The sequence below is a fragment of the Mesorhizobium sp. M8A.F.Ca.ET.208.01.1.1 genome, assembly GCF_004791315.1.
Taxonomy (GTDB): Bacteria; Pseudomonadota; Alphaproteobacteria; order Rhizobiales; family Rhizobiaceae; genus Mesorhizobium.
Map to the genome: position 1 here is coordinate 38622 of NZ_SRUT01000005.1, position 11385 is coordinate 50006.

At 62.8% G+C, this 11385-nt stretch carries 7 protein-coding genes and 1 pseudogene; 3 read left to right on the forward strand and 5 right to left on the reverse strand.

Annotated features, from left to right (window positions below):
• Nucleotides 1-40: 40 nt before the first annotated feature.
• Together dinB and EN851_RS22150 are read right to left on the reverse strand one after the other, a co-directional pair.
• The gene (gene dinB / locus EN851_RS22145) at nt 41-1126 is read right to left on the reverse strand and encodes a DNA polymerase IV (protein ID WP_135906802.1); all 1086 of its coding nucleotides are present in this window, start codon (nt 1124-1126) and stop codon (nt 41-43) included.
• A gap of 58 nt (nt 1127-1184) precedes the next feature.
• Nucleotides 1185-1691 (reverse strand): SOS response-associated peptidase, encoded by a 507-nt coding sequence (locus tag EN851_RS22150; protein ID WP_135907069.1) that lies wholly within the window; start codon nt 1689-1691, stop codon nt 1185-1187.
• Between the two features lie 58 nt (nt 1692-1749).
• Between EN851_RS22150 and EN851_RS22155 the strand changes: the two genes are divergently transcribed.
• Nucleotides 1750-2340, forward strand: a complete 591-nt coding sequence (locus EN851_RS22155) for an SOS response-associated peptidase (RefSeq protein WP_135930066.1) — start codon at nt 1750-1752, stop codon at nt 2338-2340.
• A gap of 63 nt (nt 2341-2403) precedes the next feature.
• Nucleotides 2404-4104, forward strand: a complete 1701-nt coding sequence (locus EN851_RS22160; protein WP_135906803.1) for a caspase family protein — start codon at nt 2404-2406, stop codon at nt 4102-4104.
• A gap of 153 nt (nt 4105-4257) precedes the next feature.
• On the opposite strand, the gene EN851_RS22165 is transcribed toward EN851_RS22160, so the two are convergent.
• The 3 genes and pseudogenes from EN851_RS22165 to EN851_RS22175 form a co-directional block, all read right to left on the reverse strand.
• On the reverse strand, nt 4258-7530 hold the full coding sequence (locus EN851_RS22165; RefSeq protein WP_135906804.1) for an error-prone DNA polymerase: 3273 nt from the start codon (nt 7528-7530) through the stop codon (nt 4258-4260).
• Nucleotides 7527-9046: pseudogene (locus EN851_RS22170) on the reverse strand (DUF6504 family protein). The gene EN851_RS22165 and the pseudogene EN851_RS22170 overlap by 4 nt, the downstream one beginning before the upstream one ends.
• Complete coding sequence (locus EN851_RS22175) at nt 8961-9713, reverse strand: ImuA family protein (RefSeq protein ID WP_135906805.1); 753 nt, start codon at nt 9711-9713, stop codon at nt 8961-8963. Before EN851_RS22175 ends, EN851_RS22170 begins: the two are co-directional and overlap by 86 nt.
• A gap of 465 nt (nt 9714-10178) precedes the next feature.
• On the opposite strand from EN851_RS22175, the gene EN851_RS22180 reads away from it, so the two are divergent.
• Nucleotides 10179-11306 carry a hypothetical protein gene (locus tag EN851_RS22180; RefSeq protein WP_135906806.1) on the forward strand — a complete coding sequence of 376 codons (1128 nt, stop codon included), beginning with the start codon at nt 10179-10181 and terminating at the stop codon, nt 11304-11306.
• Nucleotides 11307-11385: the final 79 nt, after the last annotated feature.

Consider the following 11385-nt stretch of genomic DNA (forward strand, 5'->3'; position numbering starts at 1 on the left):
AGAGCCTGCAGCCGGGCTATCCCCCCGGCGTAGAGACACCCTACAATTCGAACCGCAGCTGACGCCGATCGGGCGGTAGCACATCGCCGAGCGACGAAAGCGTGACACCCAACAGGCGGATTCCCTTCTGTACCGGAAATACCGGCCGCAGGAGATCGGCTGCAAGCGCCTCGAAATCAGGGAGTTCGATCGGCACGGCCACCGTGCGGCTGCGCGTGATCTGCTGGAAGTCGGCGAATTTGATCTTCAGCGTGACGGTCCGGCCCCGGATGCCTTTGCCTTCACAGTATCCCCAGACCTTGGCGACCAGCGGCTTGAGTTCGGCGAGCGATGCATCGAGATCGATAATGTCGGCTGCGAACGTATCCTCGGCGCCGATTGATTTGCGTGGCCGATCCGGGTCGACCGCGCGTTCGTCGATGGCGCGCGCGATCTGATAGTACCAGAGCCCGGACTTGCCGAAATGCTGCTGCAGGAAGGGGAGCGACCTGTCCTTGAGATCGGCGCCGGTCTCGATGCCGAGCGCTTCCATCTTCGCGGCTGTCGCGGGGCCGACACCGTGAAACTTCTTGACTGGCAAAGTCTCCACGAAGGCGGGGCCGTGGCGCGGCGTGATGACGAACTGACCGTTCGGCTTGTTCTGGTCGGACGCCATCTTGGCGAGAAATTTGTTGTACGAAATGCCGGCGGACGCGGTGAGACCGGTCACCAGCAGGATCTTTGCCCTGATCATCTCGGCGATCGTCGTGGCAGACGCAATGTCGAGCCGGTTCTGCGTCACGTCGAGATAGGCCTCGTCGAGCGACAGCGGCTCAATGAGGTCGGTATGTTCGGCAAACACCTCGCGGATCTGAGCCGAGACTGCCCGGTAGACCTCGAAGCGGGGCGGCACGAATATCAGCTCGGGGCATTTGCGCTTTGCCGTGACCGAAGGCATCGCGGAGCGAACGCCGAAGGCGCGGGCCTCGTAGCTCGCGGCCGCCACAACGCCGCGGGCAGCCGCTCCACCAACGGCAAGCGGCTTACCGCGGAGTTCCGGATCGTCGCGCTGTTCGACCGACGCGTAGAACGCATCCATGTCGACATGGATGATCTTGCGCGGGTCGGCGCTGTGTTCAGGGGCCATTTGCTTGCAATGTCATTTCGGCATGGTCTGAGCTTCGTGCTGAAGGATGCTACAATCTTCAGATCGCAAATTCAGCCTGCATACGACCCTGACGGAGACGCGAAATCGCAAAGCTTCTCCCGGGAAGGGGACGAAGGACTTCATGTTCCGGATGCGTCATGTCGAGCCAAGCCGTGCGCTCGTCCCGGCGCAGCACCGCCATCTGGCGGTCATGGTAGGGCGCAATATCATCGTTGGCCTGGATCGTGAGGGTTGCGTAGGCTTCCGGCCAATCGCGCGTCGCTGGCCGCCAGATGCCGGCGAAGTAGAACCAGTCACCGTTTGCGAGGCGAAAGCTGTAGTTCTTCCCCTGGCTGCGGTGCCGGAATTCGGACGCCGGCACCAGGCAGCGATGGCTCGGAAACGATCGGTCTTCTGTGCGCACGACCGTGAAGGGTCGCCCGCCCGGGTCCCTGGGTTGAAGTCCCCACGGCAGCTCTAGCATCTCAACATCGCCGCCGTAGCGTCTTATGATGACGCGGCGTTCGTCGAGCGGTGCGTCGGAATCAAAAACTCTTGCGCTCATAGCCAAAAGAACATAACAGGAACATAATTGCCGCGCAACGCCGGGAAACAGGTGACACATGTGCAATGATTATCGGCTGATGGTGGATGTCGCCTCGATCGTCGAGGACTTCGCCGATCTCAAGATCAAGATCCGCTTCAGCGACGGCGCGCCGAACATCGAGGCACGCGAGGACATCAAGATAACGGATATCGGGCCGATTATCCGCGCGGTCGACGGCGCGAGCGGCGAGGGTGACCTGATTCAGCGCCGGTGGAGCTGGCCCGGACAGAACAAACGGCCGGTCTACAACTTCCGCTCGGATGGTCGCGAGTTCGCAGCGAACCGCTGCCTGATCCCTGCCGATGGCTTTTACGAATTCACCGATCCAACGGAGAAGGGCAAGAAGCGCAAGGACAAGTGGCTCTTCACCAAGCGCGACGAGCCGATCTTCTGCATCGCCGGAATCTGGCGCCAGACCAATGATGTCGGTGAAGCGTTTACGATGCTTACGATGGAACCCGGTCCGGACATCGCCCCCTATCATGACCGGCAGATCGTGATACTAGACCGGAAGGACTGGGCGAGCTGGCTCGATCCGCTGGTCTCGGCAAAGTCGTTGATCAGGTCGCTCCAAGCTGGCTCGCTCACCGTCGAGCAGGTCGGCTAACGTCGAGTCGGGGTTGGCTACGGCAGCTCATCTGCGGCGGGCTGCAGCGCTGGGTGCAAAATCATGAACGGACGCCACGCGCTTGTGATCGGAGCAATCGCTTATCCGGGTCAGGAGTTGGAGAACGCGACAAGCGATGCAGGTCACGCCGCTGACGCGCTGCGCGATCGCGGCTTTGCCGTGACGACCGTCTTTGACCCTAGCCTGGCGGCTATAGACGCCGCCCTCACCAACTTTAAGGAGTTGGCGCAGACAGCGGAACTCGCGGTGATCTTTTTGGCCGGGCATGCCGTCGAACGCCATGGTCGGGGCTATTTCCTCCCGATCGACTTCTGTTTCCCGCCAACCGCCGCTGGCCTGCGCTACACCGCCACAAGTTTGAACACCTTCGTGGAGGCCACGGGCGGCGCTGCGTCCCGCATAATCGTGCTCGATGCGTGCCGGAACTGGCCGCACGATCCCGACGAAGCCAGGCGCACGTCGAACGATCTGGAGGAGCTGGTCGCTGACGAACGCAGTTGGTCAAACCTTCTGCTGGCCTATGCTACGAGCGCCACGAGGGACGCTGGCGACGGCGCCAAAGGGATGGGCAGCGCATTCTCAAACGCTCTCTGCCGCCATCTGCTGGATCACAGCCTCACTGTGGATGAGTGCTTCCGGCGCGTGTCGCAGGACGTCGTCGCTCAACGAAATGATCAGCAGCCCTGGACCTATTCCAGCCTCGCACGAACCCTTTCATTTACCGACCTGCCGCGTTTCGCAGCGATCCAACGACATGGCGTGCCCAACCCCGAGCATTTCAGTGTCGGCGCCTGGGCAGCGGCCGACACTACGCGCCGTACCCTCATCGTTGGAGTTGGCGACGCAATGTCCTGGAGCGTTGGCATCGGTGGCTTTGCGAAAGTTCGATATCACGGCAAGGACCACCTCATGGGGGCGGCATATTGCGACAAGCTGCTTCTGCTCGCCGGCTCAAGCGGCGCGCTGTACGTAGCGGGCGCTGGCAATAAACCTCTACTGGACCTCCAAATGGAGCATTCGTTCGGGTTGACTGCCTCCCCGTCGGCGAATGGCATTACCTACTTCGGCAACGGTATTGTCAGTTGCCTCAGAGTTGATATCCACCATATCGAGGAGGTCGCTCGCTATGAGGTAGGCTTTGACGTCTACTGCTGCACTTACATGCCTGGTGGTCTTGTCTGGGTCGCTGGCGGCGATGGCAGAATCTGCGAAATCGATCCGCAAAATCTGAACACACCCATAAGCGAGATCGCTACGGTCAGGCATCATGTCAACGCGATGGCGGTCGCCCCAGACGGCGACTGCGTTTTTGTTGTAGGCCAAGGGGGCGTCGCATTGAAGCTGGACCGGTCGGGGCAGGTGATTGCGGAACTCCTTCCAGACCGGGGTTTCAAAACTGCCGCAGGCATTCGTGCGCGGTTGCTTAACTTCGCGGAGGACGAGGCTATCCGCCTGTTCATCTTCGAGCCGTCGAAATTAAAGCGGCGCGTGCACAGGGCACTCACCGAGAGTTTGAAAGTCCCGGACTATCACGCGTGCGCCCACGCGCCCACGCTGCCGATCCTTGCGATCGCGACGCAAGAGAGCAGCGTGGTTCTGCTCGACACGCGCGATCTTCAAGTGATTCAAGAACTCGATGTCGGCTCCGGTAATTCAACGATCGTGTCTGGCGTCCATTTTTTCTCCGATCACGAGCTCGCGGTGGTCGGCGGCAGCGGCGATGTCACCTTCTTCGAAGCTTGATCCGGCAAAGGCTTGAATTGGTTCCGGTCCGATACAATCCCGCTTGATATGCAATCCAGCTGGGAGAGGAGCTTCGTCTGTCGGGCAAAAGATCGTTAGAATCTAACCCGGGATTCCAACGCCTTCAAATGATCCCGAGCTGTCGGACCCAGCCTACCTGAAATCCCGCGTTTTGACCTTGATGTTGTCGATGTGAAGATCGGGAATATAGATATCGCGGCTGCGCAGCCCCTTGGGCGGTAGCTCGCGCGGATCGGGCCCGGAGCCGCCATTGGGTATCTGGTCGCCGCGGGCGTACGGCACCGGAAAGCTGCCCTCGCGTTCGCCGACGCTGGCGAGCTCGGTTGATAGATCGCTGATCTTGCGAGCGACGAGGTGGACCACCCCGCCTTCGCGCTGGATGCGCCCCCGGACCGCGACCATGCCCGCCGACAGCACCGTGCGCCGGTGCTGCTCGAACACTTTCGCCCAGACGACGAGGTTCGCGATTCCGGTCTCGTCCTCTATCGTGATGAACATCACACCCTTTGCCGAGCCCGGGCGCTGCCGGACAAGCACTATGCCCGCCGCTTCCAGCCATCGACCGTCGCGGGCTTCCATCGCCTCTGCGCAGGAAACTATGCTGCGGCGGCGCAGGTCATTAGGAAGGAAAGAGATCGGATGGCTGCGCAGCGTCAGGCCGATGTGGCGGTAGTCTTCCACGACCTCGCCGCCGGCGGTCATCGGTCGCAGCGCCACCGCCGGTTCGTTGATCTCGGGCACGATCTTGGCCTCTTTGGCCGACGCAGCAGCGAATAGAGGCAGGGGTTCGTCGCGCAGTGCCTTGATCGCCCACAGCGCCTCGCGCCGCGCGAGACCAAGTGCTGGCCGGAACGCGTCGGCCTCCGCGAGCTGGACAAGTGCGGCCTGCGGCACGCCGGCGCGGCGCCAGAGATCGTCGACGGAGGCAAACGGCTGATCGGCGCGTGTCGTGACGATCTTGCTGGCGTGGGTGTTGGCAAGTCCGCGCACCATACGCAGCCCAAGCCGAACGGCGAAGCCTGCGTCATCGGAAACAGGCTCGAGCGTGCACTCCCAGCGCGAGGCGTTGACGCAGGCCGGCCGGATGTCGATGCCGTGCGCGGCCGCGTCGCGCACGATCTGCGCCGGTGCGTAGAAGCCCATCGGTTGGCTGTTCAGGAGTGCAGCGCAGAAAACGTCCGGGTGCCAGCATTTGAGCCAGGCCGAGGCATAGGCGATCAGCGCGAATGAGGCGGCGTGGCTCTCAGGAAAACCATAAGAGCCGAAACCTTCGAGCTGCCTGAAGGTCTGCTCGGCGAACCCCCGCTCATAGCCATTGTCTACCATGCCCTCAATCAGCTTCGTCTTGAATGACGAAACCCCGCCCGTGAACTTGAAGGTGGCCATCGATTTGCGAAGCATGTCCGCTTCACCCGGCGTGAAGCCGGCGCATTCGATGGCGACGCGCATTGCTTGCTCCTGGAACAGCGGCACGCCGAGCGTCTTGCCGAGCACCTTTTCGAGCTCCGGCTTCGGATAATGCACCGGCTCCAGGCCTTCCCGCCGGCGCAGATAGGGATGGACCATATCGCCCTGTATCGGCCCGGGACGAACGATCGCGACCTGCACCACCAGATCGTAGAAGGTCCTCGGCTTCAGCCGCGGCAGCATGGACATCTGCGCCCGGCTCTCGATCTGGAAGGTGCCGAGCGTATCGGCCTTGCGGATCATGGCATAGGTGCGCGGATCCTCCGCCGGGATGGTCGCAAGGTCGAGCCGGATGTCCTTGCAGTCAGCGAGAAGATCAAGGCCCTTCTTCATACAGGTCAGCATGCCGAGCGCCAGCACGTCGACCTTCATGAATTTGAGCGCGTCGATATCGTCCTTGTCCCATTCGATCACCTGGCGGTCCTTCATGCTGGCCGGTTCGATAGGCACCAGGTCGTCGAGGCGGTCGTGGGTAAGCACGAAGCCGCCGGGATGCTGGCTGAGATGGCGGGGGGCGCCCATCAACTGACGGGCGAGGTCGAGCGTCAGCCGCAGGCGGCGATCGGCGAGGTTGAGGTTTAGATCCTCGACATGGCGTTCCTCGACGCCCTCTTCAGACCAGCCCCAAACTTGGCCGGACAAAGTGCGGATGAGATCTTCCGGCAGGCCGAGCGCCTTGCCGACATCGCGCAGCGCGCCCTTGGTGCGATAGCGGACCACCGTCGAGCACAATGCCGCGTGGTCACGGCCATAGGTGTCGAACACCCACTGCATGACGATCTCGCGCCGCTCGTGCTCGAAATCGACGTCGATATCCGGGGGCTCGCGGCGTTCCTCGGAGACGAAACGCTCGAACAAGAGATCGTTGCGGCCGGGATCGATCGAGGTGATGCCGAGCACATAGCAGACCGCGGAGTTGGCGGCCGAGCCACGGCCTTGGCAAAGGATGTCCTTCGACCGCGCGAAGCGAACGATGGCGTTCACGGTCAGGAAGTAGGGCGCATAATCGAGCTTCTCGATCAGCCGCAATTCGTGGCGCAGTGACGCGATGACGCTGTCAGGCAAACCCTCGGGGTAACGGGAGTCGGCGCCCTGCCAGGTCAGCTTTTCGAGCGCCTGCTGCGGTGTCAAAGACGGGTCGTCGCGCTCCTCCGGATATTGGTAGGCGAGTTCGTCGAGCGAAAAGCGGCAGCGGTTGGCGATCTCGATGGTGCGCGCCAGCGCCTCCGGGTAGCGCGCGAAAAGCCGGTGCATCTCCTGCGGCGGCTTGAGATGGCGGTCTGCATGCCGCTCGCGGCGGTCGCCGAGCGCGTCAATGGTAACATTGTGCCGGATCGCGGTGACAACGTCCTGCATGGTGCGGCGGCCTGGCTCGTGGAAGAGCACGTCGTTGGTGACGACCCACGCCACCTTCATCTTGAGGGCAAGTGCCGCCAGGTCGTGGATGCGAAGCTGATCGTTGGGCCGGCGCCTGAGCGTCAGCGCCATGTACGCCCGATCGCCGAATGCCTCGCGCAGGTGCCTGAGGCGCAGCGCCAGGGTCTCATCGGCCAGATCGGGCAGGAGAACGGCGATGAGGCCGGCGCCATAGGCGACGACGTCGCTCCACGCCAGCCGGCATTTCGCTTTTCCGGCGCGTCCCTTGCCAAGCGAGAGCAGCCGACACAGCCTGGAATAGGCGTCGCGATCCGTTGGGTAGACAAGCAGCGACGTGCCGTCATCGAGGTCAAGCCGGCAGCCGACGATGAGCCGCACGCCAGTCGTCCTGGCGGCCTCATGGGCACGCACGATGCCGGCGAGGCTGTTGCGATCAGCGACGGCCAGCGCCTCGATGCCGAGCAGCGCTGCCTGCGAAAACAACTCCTCGGCCGAGGAGGCGCCGCGCAGGAAGCTGAAATGCGAGGTGACCTGCAATTCGGCATAACGGACCTCGCTCATCCGAACACTCCGTGCAGGAACCAGCGGTGCGAGCCCGTTGCCGCATCCTCGCCGTCGCCGGCGCGGTAGAGCCAGTAGCGCTCGCCGGCTTCGTCCTCGACCCTGAAATAGTCGCGCACCGCGACAAGCTCGGCGTCGCGCTTCCACCATTCGCCGAAGACCCGCTCCGGACCGTCCGCGCGCTTCACGCGTCGGCGCACCCCTCGCCAGGTGAAGGACACTGGCGGATGGTCGGGCAACAGCGCCACCGTCTCGACCGGATCCGGCTGCGCCAGCAAGCGCGAGGGCCGCGGCCAGTGACCGGGCCAGCTCGCGCCGGTGTCGGCCGCCATCGCCGGAATCTTGCCAACCGAACGCTCCGGCACGTCGCTGGCGACGGGTGCAAGCCGATAGACGGCGCGCTCGCCGACGCGGTTCATCAGCGTATCGATGAGTTCGGAGACGTCGGGCACGGTCTCCTCGACGAGGGAACTCACGGCCTGGCTGCGCTCCAGAGGCTCAGCCGCCGTCGCCGCCAAGATCATCATCTCGATGCCGAAGCCGGCCGCGATGGTCTCGATCTTGTCCAGAGCAGCCGCGTCAACCGTTTGGCATCGCGAACGGGCATCGCCATGCCGACACGGATCGCCTGGGCATGGCTGTCGACGCGCCGGCAGATGAGATCGAGACGGCGCGCGCCGATGCCGCGCTGTTCCATCAGGTTGCAGAGCTGGGCGACGAGCTTGCCGATGTAGCGCGCGATTGTCTCGGCCGCGCCGATAGGCTCGGCGAAGGCGCGGCGGACTTCGATGATGTCCGGCGGACGAACCGGGTCGATCGGCTCGGCGACGGCGCCAAGGGCCTGATCGATACGACGGCCGATCTCCGGACCGAAGCGCAACGCAAGCGGGGCGCGCGGCTGTTTCAGGAGATCGCCGATCCGTTGGAAGCCTAGCTTGCGCAGTTCGGCCGCCGTCGAAGGCGCGATCCGCAACGCCTCGAGCGCGAGCGGTTCGAGGATCGATTGACCATGGCCGGCCGGTGCGATGCGGATGGGATGGCCGCCATAGCGGGCCATTGCATGCGCCGCACCCCAGCTGTCCGCGATCGCGGCGCGGGCGACGATGCCGGACATGGCCAGACGTCCGACCATGCCCTCGAGCATCATGGCCTCGCCGCCATGGAGATGGTCGGCGCCGGTCGTGTCGATGACGATCCCGTCGGGAGGGTCGGGCGCTAGGATCGGTGCAAATCGAAGCATCCAGACGGCGAGCCGCTCGAGCGCCTTGGCATCCGCTTGCGGATCGGCGTCCTGGATCGCGAGGCCCGGCACCAGCACCTGCGCCTTCGTCACGGGCATGCCGGGGCGCAGGCCGGCGACGAGTGCGGCGGCGTCGGCGGCGAGCACCAAGCGCCTGTTTTTATCGCGGCCGATCAGGACGAGCGGAGCCTCAGCTGGAGGCGCCCCATCGCCGGCCTTGCGCCGCACCCTGTCGGTCGGCCAGGTCGGCAGGAACAGCGAGACAACCCGTGCCATCGCACGCCTCCAATTCGAAATCGGCACTTTCGCCCGCGCGGGCGCGGATCAATTCGACCAGCCATCGGTGACGGCCGACGCCAGGTACAGGCAATGGCGCCGATGGCAGGACCGAGACGCGCCAGCGTGTCATGGCTGCCGTCGGCTGCCCGAAATCGGCCGCCTCCGCCTGCCGCCGCCATCTCCGCAGCGCGATGCCGATCGTGTGCGCTTCCTCGGCGGCAAGCTGCAGCCGCCGCGAAGCGGTCATGGTCAGGCGCGCGACCTCGCCGACGACCGCGCCCAGCCCGCCATGCCGGATGCCTTCCTCCATGCAGGCGAGGATCGTCTTGTCGTCGCCGGCCTCAACATAGATGACCCGGTCAGGTTTGAGGCCGGCCTGCGCCAGCGCCGGGGCGAACAAGTCTGGGCGGGTGATGCACCACAAGACCTTGCCCCGCGTTCGCGCCGCCACACCGCCGGCGAACAGCGCTGCTGCCGCACCATCGATGGCGCCATTGCCGCCGCCTGCGATTTCATGCAGCGCGCCGAGCGCCAGTCCGCCGCCCGGGAGTCGTGCGTCGATTTCGGCTATTCCGAAAGGAAGTACAGATATGGCGCGCCGGCCTCGGCCCTCGATCTTCTCGATCCGCGCGCGCAATGACTCTATGGCGGGCTCCGGCCGCAAGATGGTGGTTGACCTCCAAGAAAGCGTATATAAGCGTGTTCTCTATTTGTTCTACGATTGGTGAACGAGAGTCAAGTGGGCATCAGCGAGCCGCTGGCGTGTTTCGCGGCGCCGCTTGCGAAATTACAGGCTGCTTCGACAACACAAGGGCGGCGTTAAGCCTCATCTCAGCCGTTCAGCCCGTCATAGCGCGACTCCAGAAGCAGACGATCGTTCAGTATTCCTGCCGCATTCACTCGTTCACTGTTTTTTTGGGCGTTCCCAATCGTAGCTTTGGGCCGATTGACGTGTGAAGCCGTAGTCGCAGCATAATCTGATCGATTTCTCCTCCATTTCGAGAGTACGCATCATTCCACTGAAAGCGCGACTCAATTGCTTTGCCAACGATGTGCAATTCGCTACAAACTCTCCAGGGGGAGATTCCGTGCGCGAGACGATATTTGAACATGTTACGGTGTGGTGCCGATGAACCTGCTCGGCCTGCGCCTTATTGCGCAAATCATGAACTGGACCGATGACGGCGTGGCGACGGCCGAGTATACTTGGCTGCGGCTAATGGCCTCGACTAAATATGACGGCTACAGCGATTTCCGAGCGGGATCCCGCTTTATCGAAAACCTGGCAATCTGGCTGAAACAGTTCGATGCCGAGGACCGCCAGACGGCCTATGATTTCATTAAGCACCGGCTCGTCTACATCTCCAATGCAGAGCTTTATCGCGTGATCGAGGCCTTTTATCCAGAAACGGTGACGCCGCATCTGCGGCGCCTTGCCGCCAAGCAGGCCGGCATCCCACCCCATGAGGTTTGGGGCAGCAGCGATGGGGTCGCAGCCTTCAAGCGGATTAAGCGACGCTCGCTATTCATAGGCATGAGCGACGGCAGCCGCATCGACATCATGCGGCGCGCCAACAGCGGCCGCATCACCCAGGAGCAGGTCGTGCCGATGATGAATATCGGCATCGAGAAATGGCTCGATCTTGCGAAGAAAATCAAGGAAGCCGACGCTGGCGACGAGCAGTTCGAGCATGTCTACCTGATCGACGATTTCACCGGCTCAGGTACGACCTTCATTCGCTTCAAGGATGGCGAGTGGAAGGGCAAGCTGCAAAAATTCAACGACATGCTGATCGGTGCGCGCAAGGCGGTTGAGGCACAGGGAAAGACCTTTCCGATCGTCGAGAATTACGCGCTGCATATTCATCATTATATCTCGACCACCCAGGCGCACGAGGCGCTACTCCAACGCACCAAATTGGCCAATCTCGAATGGGCGGACCGAACCTTCGGGTCAATCGATGTGACCCAGGGCACCTTGCTGCCCGCCTCGCTCAAACTCAATCCAGGCGCTGACGACGCCGTCATCGCGCTTTGCGAAAAGTACTATAATCACGCTCTCTACCTTCGGCTGATCGAACATGCTGGCGAGGCAGAGCAGGCCGATCTCAAGATGGGTTATGCCGACTGCGCCTTGCCGCTTATCCTTGAGCACAACACACCTAACAACAGCATTCCACTACTCTGGGCGGAAACGACCAATGAAAATGGTCACGCGATGCAGCCCTTGTTTCGTCGGCGTGATAGGCACGGCTGACCATGGCAAATCCATTTCTCCGCCGCGCCACCGAATACATTCGTGACGACACTACTTTCCTGGAGATCGTGAGTCCGGC

Bases quoted from the DNA above. Each gene is read 5' to 3' on its own strand.
- EN851_RS22155 (WP_135930066.1), top strand. From the start codon at position 1,750: ATGTGCAATGATTATCGGCTGATGGTGGATGTCGCCTCGATCGTCGAG.
- EN851_RS22150 (WP_135907069.1), bottom strand. From the start codon at position 1,691: ATGAGCGCAAGAGTTTTTGATTCCGACGCACCGCTCGACGAACGCCGC.
- EN851_RS22160 (WP_135906803.1), top strand. From the start codon at position 2,404: ATGAACGGACGCCACGCGCTTGTGATCGGAGCAATCGCTTATCCGGGT.
- EN851_RS22180 (WP_135906806.1), top strand. From the start codon at position 10,179: ATGAACCTGCTCGGCCTGCGCCTTATTGCGCAAATCATGAACTGGACC.
- EN851_RS22165 (WP_135906804.1), bottom strand. From the start codon at position 7,530: ATGAGCGAGGTCCGTTATGCCGAATTGCAGGTCACCTCGCATTTCAGC.
- dinB (WP_135906802.1), bottom strand. From the start codon at position 1,126: ATGGCCCCTGAACACAGCGCCGACCCGCGCAAGATCATCCATGTCGAC.